The sequence below is a fragment of the Pseudoxanthomonas sp. LH2527 genome, from assembly GCF_022539275.1.
In the GTDB taxonomy this organism is placed as follows: Bacteria; Pseudomonadota; Gammaproteobacteria; order Xanthomonadales; family Xanthomonadaceae; genus Pseudoxanthomonas_A.
The window spans coordinates 26,830-45,466 of record NZ_JAKZBW010000001.1 but is presented as its reverse complement, the minus strand read 5'-3'; the positions used below and the strand labels follow the sequence as shown (position 1 = coordinate 45,466).

Annotated in this window: 19 protein-coding genes; 16 read left to right on the top strand and 3 right to left on the bottom strand. The window is 67.9% G+C overall.

Annotated elements, in window-relative coordinates:
* Positions 1-5: 5 nt before the first annotated feature.
* Together MMG85_RS00235 and MMG85_RS00230 are read right to left on the bottom strand one after the other, a co-directional pair.
* On the bottom strand, positions 6-941 hold the full coding sequence (locus MMG85_RS00235; protein WP_241043977.1) for an FKBP-type peptidyl-prolyl cis-trans isomerase: 936 nt from the start codon (positions 939-941) through the stop codon (positions 6-8).
* Between the two features lie 82 nt (positions 942-1,023).
* A complete protein-coding gene (locus MMG85_RS00230; protein ID WP_277399681.1) occupies positions 1,024-1,572 on the bottom strand; it encodes a glutathione peroxidase in 549 nt (182 codons plus the stop codon).
* A gap of 150 nt (positions 1,573-1,722) precedes the next feature.
* Here MMG85_RS00230 and MMG85_RS00225 point away from each other — a divergent pair, with 150 nt between their 5' ends.
* From MMG85_RS00225 to MMG85_RS00185, 9 genes are all read left to right on the top strand, one after another.
* Complete coding sequence (locus MMG85_RS00225; RefSeq protein WP_241043976.1) at positions 1,723-1,983, top strand: hypothetical protein; 261 nt, start codon at positions 1,723-1,725, stop codon at positions 1,981-1,983.
* 3 nt (positions 1,984-1,986) lie between these two features.
* Entirely contained in the window at positions 1,987-2,349 is a 363-nt protein-coding gene (locus tag MMG85_RS00220) for a GntR family transcriptional regulator (RefSeq protein WP_055942874.1), read from the top strand.
* On the top strand, positions 2,349-3,224 hold the full coding sequence (locus MMG85_RS00215) for an ABC transporter ATP-binding protein (protein ID WP_241043974.1): 876 nt from the start codon (positions 2,349-2,351) through the stop codon (positions 3,222-3,224). Before MMG85_RS00220 ends, MMG85_RS00215 begins: the two co-directional genes overlap by 1 nt.
* The gene (locus MMG85_RS00210) at positions 3,221-4,219 is read left to right on the top strand and encodes an ABC transporter permease (protein WP_241043973.1); all 999 of its coding nucleotides are present in this window, start codon (positions 3,221-3,223) and stop codon (positions 4,217-4,219) included. The genes MMG85_RS00215 and MMG85_RS00210 overlap by 4 nt, the downstream gene beginning before the upstream one ends.
* 61 nt (positions 4,220-4,280) lie before the next feature.
* The gene (locus MMG85_RS00205; RefSeq protein WP_241043970.1) at positions 4,281-4,949 is read left to right on the top strand and encodes a YggN family protein; all 669 of its coding nucleotides are present in this window, start codon (positions 4,281-4,283) and stop codon (positions 4,947-4,949) included.
* A 92-nt stretch (positions 4,950-5,041) separates the two neighbouring features.
* Complete coding sequence (locus tag MMG85_RS00200; RefSeq protein WP_241043967.1) at positions 5,042-5,716, top strand: hypothetical protein; 675 nt, start codon at positions 5,042-5,044, stop codon at positions 5,714-5,716.
* An 83-nt stretch (positions 5,717-5,799) separates the two neighbouring features.
* On the top strand, positions 5,800-6,636 hold the full coding sequence (locus MMG85_RS00195; protein ID WP_241043966.1) for a hypothetical protein: 837 nt from the start codon (positions 5,800-5,802) through the stop codon (positions 6,634-6,636).
* Between the two features lie 16 nt (positions 6,637-6,652).
* Positions 6,653-7,327: a DUF2884 family protein gene (locus MMG85_RS00190; RefSeq protein WP_241043965.1), complete on the top strand. Its 675-nt coding sequence runs from the start codon at positions 6,653-6,655 to the stop codon at positions 7,325-7,327.
* A gap of 64 nt (positions 7,328-7,391) precedes the next feature.
* On the top strand, positions 7,392-7,817 hold the full coding sequence (locus MMG85_RS00185; RefSeq protein ID WP_241043964.1) for a hypothetical protein: 426 nt from the start codon (positions 7,392-7,394) through the stop codon (positions 7,815-7,817).
* Between the two features lie 13 nt (positions 7,818-7,830).
* Here MMG85_RS00185 and MMG85_RS00180 read toward each other — a convergent pair whose 3' ends face one another.
* The gene (locus tag MMG85_RS00180) at positions 7,831-9,270 is read right to left on the bottom strand and encodes a class II fumarate hydratase (protein WP_241043963.1); all 1,440 of its coding nucleotides are present in this window, start codon (positions 9,268-9,270) and stop codon (positions 7,831-7,833) included.
* A 139-nt stretch (positions 9,271-9,409) separates the two neighbouring features.
* Between MMG85_RS00180 and purB the strand changes: the two genes are divergently transcribed.
* The 7 genes from purB (at position 9,410) to sucB (ending at position 18,589) form a co-directional block, all read left to right on the top strand.
* A complete protein-coding gene (gene purB / locus MMG85_RS00175; protein WP_241043962.1) occupies positions 9,410-10,777 on the top strand; it encodes an adenylosuccinate lyase in 1,368 nt (455 codons plus the stop codon).
* A gap of 23 nt (positions 10,778-10,800) precedes the next feature.
* Positions 10,801-11,199: a VOC family protein gene (locus MMG85_RS00170; protein ID WP_241043961.1), complete on the top strand. Its 399-nt coding sequence runs from the start codon at positions 10,801-10,803 to the stop codon at positions 11,197-11,199.
* The gene (gene bla / locus MMG85_RS00165) at positions 11,196-12,095 is read left to right on the top strand and encodes a subclass B3 metallo-beta-lactamase (RefSeq protein WP_241043958.1); all 900 of its coding nucleotides are present in this window, start codon (positions 11,196-11,198) and stop codon (positions 12,093-12,095) included. Before MMG85_RS00170 ends, bla begins: the two co-directional genes overlap by 4 nt.
* A gap of 70 nt (positions 12,096-12,165) precedes the next feature.
* Positions 12,166-13,404 carry a cupin domain-containing protein gene (locus tag MMG85_RS00160; RefSeq protein ID WP_241043956.1) on the top strand — a complete coding sequence of 413 codons (1,239 nt, stop codon included), beginning with the start codon at positions 12,166-12,168 and terminating at the stop codon, positions 13,402-13,404.
* Positions 13,401-14,312: a GNAT family N-acetyltransferase gene (locus MMG85_RS00155; RefSeq protein WP_241043953.1), complete on the top strand. Its 912-nt coding sequence runs from the start codon at positions 13,401-13,403 to the stop codon at positions 14,310-14,312. The genes MMG85_RS00160 and MMG85_RS00155 overlap by 4 nt, the downstream gene beginning before the upstream one ends.
* Before the next feature lie 185 nt (positions 14,313-14,497).
* Positions 14,498-17,326, top strand: coding sequence for a 2-oxoglutarate dehydrogenase E1 component (locus MMG85_RS00150; RefSeq protein ID WP_241043952.1), 2,829 nt, complete (start codon positions 14,498-14,500; stop codon positions 17,324-17,326).
* A gap of 42 nt (positions 17,327-17,368) precedes the next feature.
* Complete coding sequence (gene sucB, locus MMG85_RS00145) at positions 17,369-18,589, top strand: dihydrolipoyllysine-residue succinyltransferase (protein ID WP_241043950.1); 1,221 nt, start codon at positions 17,369-17,371, stop codon at positions 18,587-18,589.
* Positions 18,590-18,637: the final 48 nt, after the last annotated feature.

Genomic DNA, 18,637 nt, shown 5'->3' with positions numbered 1-18,637 from the left:
TCGGATTACTGCAGGACACCCATCAGCTCGACATCGAACGTCAGCGTCGCATCCGGTCCGATCTTGCCGCCCGGCGCGCCGTTGGGGCCGTACGCCAGGCTGGACGGAATCCAGAAGCGGTACTTCGCCCCCACCGGCATCAGCGCGACGCCTTCGGTCCAGCCCGCGATCACCTGGTTGAGACCGAACTCGGCCGGCTCACCGCGCGCGTAGGAACTGTCGAAGACCTCGCCGTTGAGCAGCTTGCCTTCGTAATTGACCCGCACCCGGCTGGTCGGCATCGGACGCTGGCCGTTGCCCTGGCGCAGCACCATGTACTGCAGGCCGGAAGCGGTGGTGACCACACCCGGCTTGGTCTTGTTGGCGGCCAGGAATTTCGCGCCTTCGTCGCGGTTGCGCTGCGCGGCGCCGGCCTGGCGCTTGGCGAGATAGGCCTGCATCTCGGCCTGGGCCTGTTCCAGCGTCAGCAGCGGCGTGCCGCTCTTGGTGGCGACGGCCTTCACCGCCTGCGTCAGCACGGCGATGTCGATTTCGTCCTTGAACGGCACCAGCGACGGGCCGATCACGTAGGTACCGAGGAAGACGCCGACCTTGGTCTTGTCCACCGGCGGCGGCGTGCTGCCCGGCGGCATGCCGGGGATCGCCTGGCCGTCGGCCACGGCGAGATTGAGGCGAAGCAACTGGTCCGTGGCCTGCGCTTCCTGTTCGTTCATCGCCTTCGGCTTGCCCGCGAAGGTATCGCCGATGGCACGCTCGAACGCGCCCAGGTCCATGAACGGACCGACCGGCTGCAGCGAATTGCCCACGTCCACACCAATGGCGTAGCTCACCTTGTCGCGCTCGGACACCAGCGCGGTTTTTTCCTGTGCAGACACGCTGCCTCCCAGCATCGAAAACGAGATTGCCAACAACACGGCTGCGCCGCGGACCGACCGCTTCATCCTTTCTGCTCCTGGAACCTGCGCCGCGATGGCGGCGCCAAACCGATATTGTGGCATGCCCGCCGGCCACGAAGGCACTGCGTCAGCGCGTGGCGCGCGGCGCCTTGAGTTCGCGCTCGATCGCCGCGACCACGGCCGGATCGTCCGGCGAGACCTTGCTGGGGAAGTTCGCCACCACGAGTCCGTCCCTGCCGATCAGATACTTGTGGAAGTTCCAGCCCGGTGCGGTTCCCGTTTCTTTGGCCAGTGATGCGTACAGCGGCGTCGCCTTGTCGCCGGTCACCGCCACCTTCTCGAACATCGGGAACTTCACGCCATAGGTCAGCGTGCAGAACTCCTGGATCTCCTTTTCGCTGCCCGGCTCCTGCCCCCTGAAGTCGTTGGAGGGGAAGCCAAGCACCGCGAATCCCTGCGCCCCGTAGCGCTGATGGAGCGCTTCCAGCCCCTCGTATTGGGGCGTATAGCCACATTTGCTGGCGGTGTTGACGATAAGGAGCACCTGGCCGGCATACCGTTCCTTCAGGTTGACGGGCGTCTTGCCGGCCAACGGGCGGTAGCTGACATCCAGCAAACCGGCGGCCAATGCCGCTGCGGAGACCCCAAGAAGCACGAGAAACGCGAGCAATTTCAAAGATTTGGACTTCACGGCAGCACTCCACTAGTACGAACATGACAAGTATGCCTTCAGTTGGGTGACAAAACCCCGCGCCCCGGTTGACGGCCTGTGTTTTGGTGTTATAGTTGAATACAACACCACTCACCCAACTCAGGGGGGTACCCGATGAACCCGAAACTGACCCACACCCTGCCCAGCCTGGCCGTCGGCGGCCTGTTGCTGGCAGCGGGTGCCCTGGCGGCCATGTCCGGCGCCCGCACGTCCGAGGTGGATCCGGCCACGCTGGTGGGCGCGCTGGAGTCCGACGTCCGCGAGATCACCGGCGATGACAAATCCCCGCAGGCTCCCGCGCACAAGCGTCGTGCCCGTGCCTCCCTGTCCATGCCGTACTTCTCCTTCGGCCAATCCCTGCGTCCGAGGAGCTGAGCCATGGCGCCCATCCAATGGAGCGACGGTGCTCCCATCTACCGTCAGCTGAAGGATCGCGTGATCGCCATGATGCTGGACGGCATCCTGAAGCCGGGCGACGCCCTGCCCTCCGTCCGCCAGGTGGCCGCGGAGTACCAGCTGAATCCCATCACCGTCTCGCGCGCCTACCAGGAGTTGGCGGACGAAGCGCTGGTGGAAAAGCGCCGCGGCCTGGGCATGTTCGTCACCGACGAAGCCGCCAAGAAGCTTCGCGGCAGCGAGCGCGAGCGTTTCCTGACCGAAGAGTGGCCGGCCGTCGCCGAGCGCATCGAGCGCCTGGGCCTGTCCATCGAAGAGTTGCTGCAATCCAAGGGGATCAAGTGATGAATGCTGCAATCGCCAATACCGTGGTGTCGGCCCACGGCCTGCGCAAGGCGTACCGGAACAAGCTTGCGCTGGACAACACCAGTTTCGAGATCGAAGCGGGCAAGATCATCGGCCTGATCGGCCCCAACGGGGCCGGCAAGACCACCGCGCTGAAGGCCATCCTGGGCCTGACGCCGTTCGAGGGCCAGTTGAAGGTGCTCGGCCTGGACCCGCGCAAGGACCGCGACGAACTGATGAAGGATGTCTGCTTCATCGCCGACGTCGCCGTGCTGCCGCGCTGGATGCGGGTGAAGGAGGCCATCGACTTCGTCGCCGGCGTCCACCCGCGCTTCGACCGCGCCAAGTGCGAACGCTTCATCGCCAACACCCAGCTCAAGCCCAACCTGCGCGTGCGGGAGATGTCCAAGGGCATGATCGTGCAGCTGCACCTGGCGCTGGTGATGGCGATCGACGCCAAGCTGCTGGTGCTGGACGAGCCCACGCTGGGCCTGGACATCCTCTACCGCAAGCAGTTCTACCAGCGCCTGCTGGAGGACTACTTCGATGAGCAGAAGACGATCATCGTGACCACCCACCAAGTGGAGGAGATCGAGCACATCCTCACCGACGTGATGTTCATCCGCGACGGCAAGATCGTGCTGACCTCGCAGATGGAAGAAGTCGCGGAACGCTATACCGAACTACTGGTCAGCGGCGAGGCGGTCGAGCAGGCCCGTGCCCTGAAACCCATCGACGAGCGCGCCCTGCCCTTCGGCAAGACCGTGCTGCTGTTCGACGGCGTGCCAAAGGGACATCTCGCCGCCCTCGGTGAAACCCGTACCCCTGGCCTGGCCGACCTGTTCGTCGCCATCATGAAAGGAACCTACGCATGAACGCCGTGACATCGACATTGGGCAAATCCTCCAAGCCGGGCGCGTTCACGTGGTTGTTGAAGCGCGAATTCTGGGAGAACCGCGGCGGCTTCTTCTGGGCGCCGGTCATCACGGGCGGCATCTTCGTGGTGCTGAACGCGATCCTGGCGGTCATCGGCAGCATCGCCGCCCGCGGCGAGCTCAGCGGCGGGGGCTTCAGCATCGAAGAGGCGCCGGAAAAGGCCCACCAGATCGTCGGCGGCATCGGCGACGGCATGCTGCTGGGCGGCGTGGTGCTGGCGTGCGTGGTGCTGGCCTTCGTGGTGTTCTTCTACTCACTGGGTACGCTCTACGACGACCGCCGCGACCGCAGCGTGCTGTTCTGGAAGTCGCTGCCGATCTCGGACACGCACATGGTGCTGTCCAAGCTGGCCTGGGCACTGGTGCTGGCGCCATTGCTGGCGGTGGGCGTGGGCATCCTGATCGGCGTGGCGATGTGGCTGATCTCGGCCCTGACGATTTCGATCAACGGCCTGCCGGCGGGCGGCGCGGTGTTCACCCACTCGCATCCGCTGCGCATCATCGGTGGTGTGCTGTCCTCGCTGCCGGTCTACGTGTTCTGGGCCCTGCCGGCGGTGGGCTGGCTGATGTTCTGCTCGGCCTGGTCGCGCAGCAAGCCGTTCCTGTGGGCGGTGCTGGTGCCGGTGCTGGCCTGCGTGATCATCAGCATGACCGACATCCTGCCCGGCCTGGAAATCCGCCATGACCTGATCTGGTACACGGTGGTCTACCGTGGCCTGGCGAGCGTGATCCCCGGCGCCTGGTTCCCCACCCTGCCCGGCGGCGCGGCCAACCCGCATGCCGACTTCAACTCACCGGACGAACTGGCCAACGCCATCGACCTGACCCGCAGCTGGCAGGCCTTCGCCACGGCCGACCTGTGGATCGGCGCGGCGATCGGCGTGGCCCTGATCGTCGGTGCGATCTACCTGCGCCGCTGGCGCGAGAGCGAATAAGCCTCCCCGGGGCGGCGCCCCACCGCCGCCCGCTTTCCTTCGACACGACACGGGACCTCCCATGCACAAGAACACGCTTCTGATCCGTGGCGCCGGCATCGCCGCCGCCCTGATGCTGGCCGCCTGCCAGCCGGCACAGGACAAGCAGGACACCGCGCCCACCGGCATCGCCGCCGAGGCCATGGGCGAAGTCGCCAAGGGGCTGGGTGAAGCCAGCCAGGAAATGGAGAAGGCGCGTGCGGAAATCGCCACGGCCCGCGAAAAACTGGCCCGCGAAAACATCTCGCTCAACCGCAACGAAAGCCAGTCCCTGCCGAAGGCAGAGATCACGCCAGCCGGCGAGCTGTTGATCGAAGGCAAGCCGGTCGCCACCACGCCGGAACAGAAGGCACTGGTGCTGGCCTACCGCGGCGAACTGCTCGGCGTGGTCGGCGACGGCATGGCGATCGGCATGGAAGGCGCGCGCGTGGGCATCGATGCCGCCGCCTCGGCCCTGAAGGGTGTGCTGGCCGGCCAGTCCGGCGACGAGATCGGCCAGCAGGTCGGCGAACAGGCCAAGGCGAAGATCAAGCCGATGGTGGCGCAGCTGTGCACGCGCCTGCCGGGGCTGCTAGGCGCTCAGCAGGCCCTGGCCACCGCCCTGCCCGAGTTCAAGCCCTACGCCAGCATGGACCAGTCCGACGTGGACGACTGCGGCGATGCCAACGGCGACGGCAACTGGACCTTTTGAGCCTGCTGCCCCACGCGGCGCGTAGCGCGACAGCCGATCCCCGGGGACGCCGCGAACAAAGCGCGTCGCCCCCACCTGCGAAGGAGACCGACATGCATGCACCCCGCCTCCAGCGTGCCCTGATGCCCTTGCTGCTCGCCAGTCTGCTGCCGTTCGCCGCGCAGACGGCCAATGCGAGGGATACGAGCATCGACAGCGAAATCAGCGCCGACCTGGCCAGCGCACGCGATGAAGTACGGACCGAGTTGGCCGCCGCCCGCCGTGAGCTGGACACCGGCAACCTGCAGCTGGGCGACAACCTGCGCTTCGGAACATCCGGCAAGCGCATCGCCGACGAGGATCGCGTGCTGCCGAAGGCGGAAATCACCCCGCAGGGCGACTTCCTGATCGAAGGCAAGGCGGTCGCCATCGACGGCCAGCAGCGGCAGCAACTCCTGCGGTATCGCGGCCAGGTGATCGACATCGCCAAGGCCGGCATCGACATCGGCGAGCGCAGTGCGCAGGCCGCGCTCGAGGTGGTGGACCGCGGCCTCTTCAGCCTGATGGTCGGCGCCATGACCGGCAGCCTGGAACGCCGCGTCGAGAAAACCGTGAGGGAGACCGTCGAACCCGGCGTGCGCCAGATCTGCCACCGCCTGCCGGCGTTGATGGACAGCCAGCAGCGCCTCTCGACCAGTCTTCCGTCGTTCCGTCCCTACGCCACGCTGGAAGCGGACGATGTCGAAGACTGCGAGCGGGAGGTCCGTCGCGAATTCGCCACGCGTTGAGACCCCGTTGATTCCACCGGCAGCGCCCCGCCCTCGCGGCCGGCAGCTCCCGCCTGACCGACCTTGCTTCCCGAGACCCGCCGATGCGCACCGCCCTGACCGCTTCCCCGCTGCTCGCCCTGCTCGCACTCTCCGCGCCCGCGCTGGCGTCGGACAGATACTGCAAGCATGAAGCGCCCCGCCAGCTGACGCTCGATATCGGCGACGCCAGGACCGTGGTGTTCGAGGTCGGCCCGCATCATCTGAGCGTGGAATCACGCGCCGGCGCGCCCGCGGCCCTGGATGGCCGGGCCTGCAGCAGCCACGCCGACCGGCTTGCGCGCCTGAAGATCGAACAGCGGCGGGCCGGCGACAAGCTGGTCGTGCGGCTTTACCAGGACGGCAATGTCAGTGGCTTTTCGTTCGGCGGCAACTACGCCTACCTGCACCTGTCCGCGACCCTGCCCGACCACCTGCCGGTGCAGGTGAAGGTCGGCTCGGGCGAAGCCGAGGTCACGGGTGCGCCGGTGCTGAGCGCCGATGTCGGCTCCGGCCATGCCGTGGGCCGCAGCATCCGCGGTCTCGTTGCCGCCTCGGTGGGCTCGGGCGAGATCGATGTCCACGGTGCCGGCAGCCTGAACGTGGTGTCGATCGGCTCGGGCGAAGTCGAGGCGGACAAGGTGCGTGGTGCCACCCAGGTCGGCGGCATCGGCTCGGGCGGTTTCAGCCTGTCCGGCGGCGGCGACGTCGAGATCCGATCCATCGGTTCCGGCGGCGCCGAGCTGCGCGACATCAGCGGCAACGTCACGGTCGGATCGGTGGGCTCCGGCGGCGTGGACGTGCGCGATGTCGCCGGCAACCTGAGCGTCCGCTCGGTCGGCAGCGGCGACGTCGACCACGACGGCGTGAAAGGCCAGATCGACATCCCCAAGCGCCGTTGATTCCCGAGGAACGACCATGATCCGCACCCTGACCATCACCCTGTCCACCCTGTTGCTGGTCGCCTGCTCCAACGGCGGCGACAGCAACGCCAACGGCGACGCACGCGCGGAGAAATCGGCCGCCCTGTGGGGCCAGAACCTGAAGCTCGACGCGACCGGTCATCCGCGGGCCGAAGTGTCGGCGAAGGGCGACTTCATCATCGACGGCAAGCCGGTACCGGTCAGCGATGCGCAGCGCGCCTTGCTGGTCGCCTATCACCGCGAACTCGGCGGCATCGCCGACGCCGGCATCGCCACCGGCAAGGAAGGCGTGAAGCTGGCCGGCAAGGCGGTCGGTGCCGCGGTGAAGGGTATCTTCAGCGGCAATCCCGACCAGATCGACCAGCAGATCGACGCCGAGGCGAAGAGGGTGGAAGCCGAGGCGATGAAGATCTGCGACCGCCTGCCCGGCCTGTACAAGGCACAGCAGGACCTCGCCGCCGCGCTGCCTGCGTTCCAGCCCTACGCGGGCATGGAGCAGGACGACGTGAAGGAGTGCCGCACCTCGCACAGTGGCGCCCACGATGCCGGCGAAGAGGTCGGACGCGCCCTCGGCCGGGCGGTCAAGGGCGATGCGCCCGGAACGGCAGGCAATGCCGCCGCGGAAGCGGATGCGGCCGCCGCTCAGCCGGCCGATGCGCCTTCGCCCTGAGCGCTCAACTGCCGCGTGGTGCGCGGCATCGAGTCATCCTTCCTTTTCCCTTACGAGGTCCGCAATGAAATACGTCGGCACGATGCTGCTGGGACTGGCGATGACGGTGTCCACCGCGCAGGCGGCCGATACACCGGACCCCGCCCGCGAACAGGCCTTCCAGGACCACATCGCCTACGTCGCCACGTTCGCGATGCCGGTGCTGATCGAGAAATGCTCAGCGACGGATGCGGGCTACCTGCAGCGTGCGGCCCCGGCGTATTTCCGCTACGTCAACACGCACCAGGACCAGATCGAGCGCGGGCGGCTGCTGACGCTCGCCGAGTTCGCCCCGGGCGACACCCTGGTCGCGTACCGCGAGCGCACGCTGGCGCAACGACTGGGACGCCTGGACAGCGGCACGCCCGAACAGAAGCAGCAGATGTGCGAAGGCGCGCTGGCGATGCTGGGCGGGATGAAGATCCCCGGCGAGTGGCCGCCGCGCGACTGACGCGCGGCAGTCCTCAACCGCCACCGCCTCCCGGCTTGCCGTGGATGCCGCCTTTCGCCAGCAGCGCCGGATCCAGCAGTCGCTTGAGGGTCTTTTCCGGTAGGCCGGTGACCTCGCGCGCCACCTCCAGCACCGGCCGGTTCTGCTTGTAGGCCTGCTTGGCGATGGCCGCGCCCTTCTCGTAACCGATCACCGGATTCAACGCGGTCACCAGGATGGGATTGCGGTCCAGCGCTTCGCGCACGCGGTCGCCGCGCACGCTGAGCCCGGCGATGCAGTCGTCGGCCAGCAGGCGCGAGACGTTCGACAGCAACTGGATGCCGTCCAGCAGGTTGTGCGCGATCAGCGGCAGGGTGACGTTGAGCTGGAAGTTGCCGGTCTGCCCCGCCACGGTGATCGCGGTGTGGTAGCCCATCACCTGCGCGCACACCATCACCGTGGCCTCCGGGATCACCGGATTAACCTTGCCCGGCATGATGGAACTGCCCGGCTGCAGCGCCGGCAGTTCCACTTCGCCCAGGCCCGCCAGCGGACCGGAGTTCATCCAGCGCAGGTCGTTGGCGATCTTGGTCAGCGCCACCGCCAGCGCGCTGAGCTGGCCGGACAGCTCGACCGCGTCGTCCTGCGCGGCGAGGCCCTCGAACTTGTTGGCCGCGCTCTCGAAACGCGTACCCGTGCTGGCCGACAACGCCTTCGCCACGCGTGCACCGAAGCGCGGATCGGCATTGATGCCGGTACCGATGGCGGTGCCGCCCAGCGGCAGGCGCCGCACGCGCTTCAGCGTGTCCTCGATGCGCGCCTGCGCCGACGACAGCTGCGCCGACCAGGCCGAGAACTCCTGGCCGAAGGTCAGCGGCATGGCGTCCATCAGGTGCGTGCGGCCGGTCTTGACCACCTTGCCCAGCGCCTTGCCGCGCGCATCGATCACTTGGCGCAGATGCTTGATCGCAGGCATCAGGTCCTCCAGCACCGCCAGTTGCGCGGCCACGCGCAGGGCGGTCGGGATCGCATCGTTGGAACTCTGCCCGAGGTTGACGTGGTCGTTGGGGTGCACCGCCGCGGTGCCCGCACGCGTGGCCAGCGTGGCGATCACCTCGTTGGCGTTCATGTTGGACGAGGTGCCGGAACCGGTCTGGTACACGTCGATGGGGAAATGCGCGTCGTATTCGCCCGAGGCCACCGCCCGTGCGGCGTCCTGCACGGCCTTGGCGATGCCCTTGGGCAACAGGCCCAGCCCGGCATTGACCTCGGCCGCGGCGCCCTTGACCAGCCCCAGCGCGCGGATGAAGCCACGCGGCATCGGCCGGCCGGAGATGGGAAAGTTCTGCACCGCCCGCTGCGTCTGCGCACCCCACAGCGCATCGGCCGGCACGTGCAGTTCGCCCATGCTGTCGTGTTCGATGCGGGTGCGTGCGGCGCGGGGCTTGCCCGCGGCGGTCTTCTTGCTGGTCATCAACCGTCTCCTGGAGGGATTCACGGCGTGCGCACCGGCGCGGATGCCGGCGGCTGGCGGGGGCCACAGGATACGCCAGGCCGGTTCACCGCCTTCCCGGGGTAAAATGGAACGCTCCCTTTCAGCCGCCCTCCTCCCCATGTCGGATTCGTCCCTGCTCGCCCTGTCCCCGCTCGATGGCCGCTACGCCGGCAAGGTCGATGCGCTGCGCCCGATCTTCTCCGAGTACGGCCTGATCCGCGCCCGCGTGAAGGTGGAGGTGGAGTGGCTGCTGGCGTTGGGTGCCGAGCCGGGCATCACCGAGCTGCCCGCGTTCTCCGCCGCCGCCACGGCCAAGCTGCGCGCCCTGGCCGACGGCTTCAGCGTCGCGCACGCCGCGCGTGTTAAGGAGATCGAGCGCACCACCAACCACGACGTCAAGGCGGTGGAGTACTTCATCAAGGAGCAGCTGAAGGACGACGCCGAACTGGCGCCCGCGCTGGAGTTCGTCCATTTCGCCTGCACCAGCGAGGACATCAACAACCTGTCCTACGGCCTGATGCTGGAACGGGCGCGCCGCGAGGTGCTGCTGCCGACGCTCGACGGCGTGGCCGCGACGCTGCGCACGCTGGCGCACGCGCAGGCGGCGCAGCCGATGCTGTCGCGCACGCACGGCCAGACCGCCTCGCCGACCACGCTGGGCAAGGAGATCGCGAACGTGGTGGCCCGTATCGAGCGCCAGCGCGCACAGATCGCCGCGGTGGAACTGACCGGCAAGATCAACGGCGCCGTCGGCAACTACAACGCGCACGTGGCCAGCTACCCCGATGTCGATTGGCCGGCGTTCGCGCAGCGTTTCGTCGAAGGCCTGGGGCTGGTGTTCAACCCGTACACCACCCAGATCGAGCCACACGACAACGTGGCGGAGATCGGCGATGCCGCGCGCCGCGCCAACACCATCCTGATCGACCTGGCCCGCGACATCTGGGGCTACATCTCGCTGGGCTATTTCAAGCAGCGCCTGAAGGAAGGCGAAGTCGGCTCGTCGACGATGCCGCACAAGGTCAACCCGATCGACTTCGAGAACGCGGAAGGCAACTTCGGCATCGCCAATGCCCTGTTCGAGCACTTCAGCGCCAAGCTGCCTATCAGCCGCTGGCAGCGCGACCTGACCGATTCCACCGTGCTGCGTGCGCTGGGCACGGCGTTCGGCCATACGCAGGTGGCGCTGGATTCGCTGGCCAAGGGCCTGGGCAAGCTGGAAGTGAACCCGGCGCGCCTGGATGCCGACCTCGACGCCGCCTGGGAAGTGCTGGCCGAAGCCGTGCAGACGGTGATGCGCCGCCATGGCCTGCCCAATCCGTACGAACAGCTGAAGGCGCTCACGCGCGGCCAGGGCATCACCGCCGACTCGATGCGCGCCTTCGTCGAATCGCTGGACCTGCCGGCCGAAGACAAGCAGCGCCTGCGCGAGATGACGCCCGGCGGCTACACCGGCCTCGCCGAGCGGCTCGCACGGAACATCTGAACGGCCGACGCGAGGGAACGGCGATGCACCTGCTGATCAACATCGACGTTGCCGACCTGTCCGCTGCAGAAGCGCTGTACACCACGGCCTTCGGCCTGACCGCCGCGCGTCGCTTCGGCGACGACGGCGTGGAACTGCTCGGCGCGCAGGCGCCGATCTACCTGCTGCAGAACCCCTCCGGTTCGCTCGCGACCGCCGATGCGCCCCGCGACTACGCCCGCCACTGGACGCCCGTGCACCTGGACGTGGTGGTGGATTCCCTTGAACCTGCCCTCGCCCGCGCCCTGCAGGCCGGTCTTGCGCAGGAAACCGACATCCGCGAAACGAACTGGGGACGCATCGTCCGCCTGGCCGATCCTTGGGGCCACGGCTGGTGCCTGCTGCAGTTCGTCAACCGCGGCTACGACGAGATCGCCACATGACGCTCCGCACCACCTTGCTCTCCGCTTTGATTGCCCTCGCGCTTCCGGCGGCCGCACACGCTGCCGACACGCCCATCGCCAAGGCCTGCGCCGATGACGCCGGCTGGAACGACCCGGCCACGCCGCTGAAGGTGTACGGCAACACCTGGTACGTCGGCACCTGCGGCATCAGTGCGCTGCTGGTGACCTCCGACGAGGGCCACATCCTGGTCGATGCCGGCACGCCGCAGGCCGGTCCGCAGATCCTGGCGAACATCCGCGCTCTCGGCTTCAAGCCGGAGGACGTGCGCGCCATCGTGTTCTCGCACGAGCACCATGACCACGCTGGCAGCCTGGCCGAACTGCAACGCGCCACCGGCGCGCCCGTCTACGCCCGCGCACCGGCCGTGGATACGCTGAAGCGCGGCACGCCGGATCGCCGTGACCCGCAAATGGAGGTGGCGGAACCCATCGCCCCTGTCGCGCAGGTCATCACGCTCGCCGACGACGGCGTGGTGAAGGTGGGCGGGCTCGCCATGCAGGCCATCGCGACGCCGGGCCACACGCCGGGCGGCACCAGCTGGACGTGGCGGTCCTGCGAAGGCGATGCCTGCCACCAGATGGTCTACGCCGACAGCCTGACCGCGATCTCCGACGACGTGTACCGCTACAGCGACGACGCCGCGCACCCGGGTTACACCGCGGCGTTCCGCGCCACGCTGGCGCGCGTGGCCGCGCTGGACTGCGACATCCTGGTCACCCCGCATCCGTCCGCAAGCCAGTTGTGGGCGCGGATCGGTGCACGCGCCAACGCGCCGCTGGTCGATACCGGTGCCTGCCGCGCGTATGCGGAACGGGCCACGCAGCGGCTGGACAAACGCCTGGCAGACGAAGTCGCCTCCCCGCCCTCGCCTTGACCGGCCTCAATGACGACACGGCCATGGCCGTGGATGCTGGCTTTCCCTCCCCCGTCGCGACCGCCTGCCCATGAAGAACAAGACCGCCCGCCCGCCCAAGGACCTGCCGTTCGAGGTGGACGCCTCGCGCGCGCAGCCGCTGGGGATGCCGGCCGAGCGCTTCCTGCGCGACTACTGGCACAAGCGGCCGCTGCTGATCCGCAACGCCTTCCCTGATTTCGAAACGCCGGTGCAGCCGGAAGACTTGGCCGGCCTGGCCTGCGAGGAAGGCGTGCTGGCGCGCCTGATCAGCCTGGACCGGGCGACGGGTGCGTGGGACGTGCGTACCGGTCCGTTCCAGGAAGAGGACTTCCCCGGCCTGCCGCACCACGACTGGACCCTGCTGGTGCAGGACGTGGACAAGTGGGACGCGGACGTGCGGCAACTGCTCGAACAGTTCCGCTTCCTGCCGCGCTGGCGGGTGGACGACATCATGATCAGCTTCGCCGCGACCGGCGGCTCGGTCGGCGCGCACGTGGACCACTACGACGTGTTCCTGCTGCAGGCGCAGGGTGAGCGGCGCTGGATGATCGATGCCAGCGTGGCGATGGGCAGGCCGGCGCCGGACCTCGGCTTCCAGGACGACGTGGCGATCAAGCTGCTGCGCACGTTCGATCCCACGCACGAATGGGTGCTGTCGCCGGGCGACATGCTGTACCTGCCGCCGCTGGTCCCGCACCACGGCGTGGCGGAGAACGCCTGCCTGACCTTCTCGATCGGCATGCGCGCGCCGTCGTCGGCCGAACTGATCGGCGATTACCTGGATACGCTGATCGCCGAGGCCGACGACGCCCAGCGCTACCACGACGAAGACCTGACCGCGCCGCAGGACCCCAACGAGATCGACGCCCGCGCGATGGAACGCGTGGTCGAGGCGCTCAATGCGCTGCGCATGAACGACCCGGACTTGGTCGGCGACTGGTTCGGCCGCTTCATCACCACCTATCGCGCGTCCGGCGACGTGATGCCGGCACCGGACGCGCCCTCGCGCATCGAGATGGAATGGGACCTGCAGCAGGGCGCGCGCCTGCTTCGCCATCCGTTCTCGCGTTTCGCATGGCGCCGGCGCGGCAAGGGCGCGACCCTGTTCTGCAATGGCGTGGATTACGCAGTGCCGGTCAAGGACGCCCAGCAGCTGGCGGCACTGGAAAGCCTGGACGGCGCCACCTATGGCGCGCTCAGCGAGGCCGGTCGCGATGCCGTGATGGCACTGGCGGCCCAGGGTCACTACCAGCTGGCCCTGGAGGATGACGGGGAAGAAGACGCGTGAGCACAGGCCGGGACTACCGCATCGAAGCCGTCGACTACGCCACCGGCGCGGCGCCGCTGCACCAGGTCCGGGACGTGGTGTTCGTGCAGGAACAGCAGGTGCCGCGCGCGCTGGAACGCGATGCGCTCGATCCCCTCAGTCATCACGTGCTGGCCCGCGACGCAGCGGGGACGCCGATCGGCACCGCACGCCTGACGCCCGAGCACCGGATCGGCCGCATGGCCGTGCTGTCGGCCTGGCGCGGCCACGGCGTCGGCGACGCGCTGCTGGTGGCCCTGCTGGACGAGGCCCGGCGTCGCCAGTGGCCCGATGTCTCGCTGCACGCCCAGGTCACGGCCGAGACCTTCTACGCCCGCCACGGCTTCGTGCCGGAAGGAGAGCGTTTCTTCGAGGCCGGCATCGAGCACCAGGGCATGCGCAGGCAGCTGGCCGGCCCCGCCAGCATCGTCCATCGCGCCGAAGCCGTGGCCATCGCCACGGCCGTGGTGACCCAGGCACGCCGCACGCTGGTGATCTACAGCCGGGCGCTGGATCCGGGACTCTGGGATGCGCCGGTGGTCGTGGAGGCGTTGCGCCGCTTCGCCACCCGCCAGCGTGGCGCGCAGGTCAGCGTGCTGCTGCACGATGCCGGTACCCCGCAGCGGGCGCTGGCCCCGCTGATCGGCCTGGGCCAGCGCCTGCCCAGCGTGTTCGCCTTCCGCGAAGTGCAAGACCCGGTGGACCTGGCGTACACCGCCGCGTTCGTCGCCAACGACGACCACGGCTACTATCACCGCCCGCTCGGCCATCGCTTCGATGGCGAAGCGGGCCTGGCGCACGCCGGTCGCGCCCGCCAGCTGCGGGACGAGTTCATGCAGATGTGGGAGCGTTCGCGCCCCGTCACCGAGTACCGGGCACTGGGCCTCTAGCGTCATGCGGGCGGCCTTGTCCCGAGGGCCATCAGCGGCCCGTGATCTGCGTCTTTAGTCCAATCCGGTTACGCCCCGTTCCCGGCATGGGGGTATAATTTCCCGGTTTTCGTCCCTGTCAGTGCGGTATCGCGCAGTACGGACGCAAGCGCCCCTCGACTACCCCACTGCACGCCATCGCCATCGTGGACAACCTCCTGAAGCAGTTCGCGCAATCCTCGCAGCTCAACGGAGGCAACGCCTCCTACGTTGAAGACCTGTACGAGCAGTACCTCGTTTCTCCGGAAAGCGTGGGCCCCAAATGGAAGGCCTACTTCGATGGCTTCAAGGGCCGCGAGGCCGGCGACGTGCCGCATTCGGTGGTCATCCAGCAGATCACCGACGCCGCCCGCCAGGCCGCCAACAACGGCCATGTCGTGGCCGCCGGCGGCGACGAGCGCGAGCGCAACGTGGGCCGCCTGATCACCGCCTACCGGTCGCGTGGCCACCTGGGTGCCCGGCTCGACCCACTGGGCCTGACCCCGCCGGTCAACCCGCCCGACCTGGACCTGGCCTTCCACAACCTGTCCGAGCGCGATCTCGACAGCGAGTTCAGCACCGGCAACGTCGGCGGCAATTCGCGCATGAAGCTGCGCGACCTGCTGGCCCGCCTGAAGGCGGCCTACACCGGCCCCATCGGGGTCGAGTTCATGCATATCCCGGAAGTCGACCAGCGCCAGTGGCTGTACCAGCGGCTGGAGACGGCCGGTGGCCAGTTCGGCCTGTCGGACGACGCCAAGCGCCGCACCCTGGAGCGGCTGACCGCGGCAGAGGGCCTGGAGCGCTACCTGCACACCAAGTACGTGGGCCAGAAGCGCTTCTCGCTGGAAGGCGGCGACGCGCTGATCCCGCTGCTCGACACCATGATCCGCAGCGCCGGCGAAGGCGGGGTCAAGGACATCGTGGTGGGCATGGCCCATCGCGGCCGCCTCAACGTGCTGGTCAACACCCTGGGCAAGAGCCCGCGCAAGCTGTTCGACGAGTTCGAGGGCAAGTTCGAGCACGACAACAGCCTGGCCCATGCCGGCGACGTGAAGTACCACATGGGCTTCTCCGCCGACATCGCCACCCCGGGCGGCCCGGTCCACCTGGCGCTGGCGTTCAATCCCTCGCACCTGGAAATCGTCGACCCGGTCGTGGCCGGCAGCGTGCGGTCGCGCCAGGAGCGCCGCACCGACGCGGCGCGCCAGACGGTGCTGCCGATCATCATGCATGGCGATGCGGCGTTCGCCGGCCAGGGCGTGGTGATGGAGCTGTTCCAGATGTCGCAGGCGCGCGGCTTCGCCGTCGGCGGCACGCTGCACATCGTCATCAACAACCAGATCGGCTTCACCACCAGCAACAAGGAAGACGCCCGCTCCACGATGTACTGCACAGACGTGGCCAAGATGGTCGGCGCGCCGGTGTTCCATGTGAACGGCGACGATCCGGAGGCGGTGGTGTTCGTGGCGAAGATGGCCTACGACTTCCGCCAGCAGTTCAAGAAGGACGTGGTGATCGACCTGGTGTGCTACCGCCGCCACGGTCACAACGAAGCCGACGAGCCTGCCGCGACGCAGCCGGTGATGTACCAGACCATCCGCAAGCACGCGACCACGCGCGAGATGTACGCCGCCACGCTGGAAGCCGCCGGCGTGATCCCCGCCGAGGGCGGCAAGGCGCTGGCCGATGCCTACCGCAACAAGCTGGACTCGGGCGAATACACCACCGAACTCGCCAAGCAGAAGGACGACGAACTGGCGATCGACTGGTCCAAGTACCTGTCCGGCAAGCTGAGCGATCCGGTCGACACCAAGGTCAAGCGCAAGTCGCTCGACTCGCTGGCCAAGATCATCACCACCATCCCGGCCGGCGTGGCGCTGCACCCGCGCGTGGCGAAGATCTACGAAGACCGCGTGAGGATGGCCGCGGGCGAACAGCCGGCCGACTGGGGCTTCGCCGAGAACCTCGCCTACGCCACCCTGCTGGCCGAAGGCAACGGACTGCGCCTGGTCGGCCAGGACGCCGGCCGCGGCACGTTCTTCCACCGCCACGCGATCCTCCACGACCAGAAGACCGACAGCTACTACCTGCCGCTACGGCAGCTGGTGGAACAGCCGGAGCAGGCCACCATCATCGACTCGCTGCTCAGCGAGGAAGCGGTGATGGCGTTCGAGTACGGCTTCTCCACCACCGACCCCAACACCCTGTGCATCTGGGAAGCGCAGTTCGGCGACTTCGCCAACGGCGCGCAGGTGGTGATCGACCAGTTCATCGCCGCCGGCGAAGCCAAGTGGGGCCGCATCAGCGGCCTGACCCTGCTGCTGCCGCACGGCTACGAAGGCCAGGGACCGGAGCACAGCTCCGCGCGCCTGGAGCGCTTCCTGCAGCTGTGCGCGGTGGAGAACATGCTGGTCTGCGTGCCCACCACGCCCGCCCAGTGCTACCACATGCTGCGCCGGCAGATGCGCATGACCACCCGCAAGCCGCTGGTGGTGATGACGCCGAAGTCGTTGCTGCGCCACAAGCTGGCCGTGTCCACGCTGGACGAACTGGCCAACGGCGAGTTCCAGCACCTGATCCCCGACGCCGTCGCCGACGCCAAGAAGGTCAAGCGCGTGGTCGTGTGTTCCGGCAAGGTCTACTACGACCTGCTGGAAGACGCGCAGAAGCGCGGCCAGGACGACGTGGCGCTGGTGCGCGTGGAGCAGCTGTACCCGTTCCCGCGCGCGCAGCTGGCCGCCGAACTCAAGCGCTACGGCAAGGCCACCGAGGTGGTCTGGTGCCAGGAAGAGCCGCAGAACCAGGGTGCGTGGTACCAGATCAAGCACCACCTGCAGGCCTGTCTGGCCGACAAGCAGACCCTGCACTACGCGGGTCGCGCGCGTTCGCCCTCGCCCGCCGCCGGCCATTTCGCCGAGCACGTCGAGGAACAGCTCAAGCTGGTCGCCGACGCACTGGTCAACAAGCTCGGCAACGACAACGTCGCCGAATAAGCCCCCATTCTTTAGAACAACATCACCAGGACGTCCCATCCCATGGCCACTGAAGTCAAAGTTCCGGTTCTGCCCGAGTCCGTCTCCGATGCCACCATCGCCGCCTGGCACAAGAAGGTCGGCGACGCGGTCAAGCGCGACGAGAACCTGATGGACCTGGAAACCGACAAGGTCGTGCTGGAAGTGCCCTCGCCCGTCGACGGCGTGCTGAAGGAAATCAAGTTCAAGGAAGGCGACACGGTGACCAGCCAGCAGCTGCTGGCGATCATCGAGGAAGGCGCCGTGGCCGCTGCTGCGCCCGCCACCGAAGAGAAGAAGCCGGCCGCAGGCGCCGAGGAAGTGCAGCCGAAGGCCGCCGCCGCCAAGGCCGATGCCGCTGCGCCGTCCAGCACCAAGCCGGCACCGGCCGGCGCCGACGCGCTGCCGCCGGGCGCGCGCTTCACCGCCATCACCCAGGGCATCGACCCGGCCGGCGTGGAAGGCACCGGCCGTCGTGGCGCGGTGACCAAGGAAGACCTGGTCAACTACGCCAGCGGCAAAACCGCCGGCGTGTCCGGTGGCGCGCGTCCGGAAGAGCGCGTGCCGATGACCCGCATCCGCACGCGCATCGCCGAGCGCCTGATGCAGTCGAAGAACTCCATCGCCATGCTGACCTCGTTCAACGAAGTCAACCTGGCCAAGGTCATGGAGATGCGCAAGGAACTGCAGGACGACTTCGTGAAGGCCAACGGCATCAAGCTGGGCTTCATGAGCTTCTTCGCCAAGGCCGCCGCCAACGCGCTGCAGCGCCACCCAATCGTCAACGCCTCGGTCGACGGCAACGACATCATCTACCACGGCTACGCCGACATCTCGATCGCCGTCTCCACCGAGAAGGGCCTGGTCACGCCGGTGCTGCGCAATGTCGAGCGCATGGGCTTCGGCGACATCGAAAAGGGCATCGCCGAGTACGCCAAGAAAGCGCGCGACGGCAAGCTGGGACTGGAAGACCTGCAGGGCGGCACCTTCACCATCACCAACGGCGGCACCTTCGGCTCGCTGATGTCCACCCCGATCGTCAACCCGCCGCAGAGCGCCATCCTGGGCATGCACGCCATCAAGGACCGCGCCATCGTCGAGAACGGCCAGGTGATCGCTGCCCCGATGATGTACATCGCGCTGTCCTACGACCACCGCATCATCGACGGCAAGGACGCGGTGCTGTTCCTGGTCGACATCAAGAACCAGCTGGAAAACCCGCACCGGATGCTGCTCGGCATGTAATGCCGAGCAGCACGGGAATCGGGAATAGAGAGACGGGAATGGTCGAAA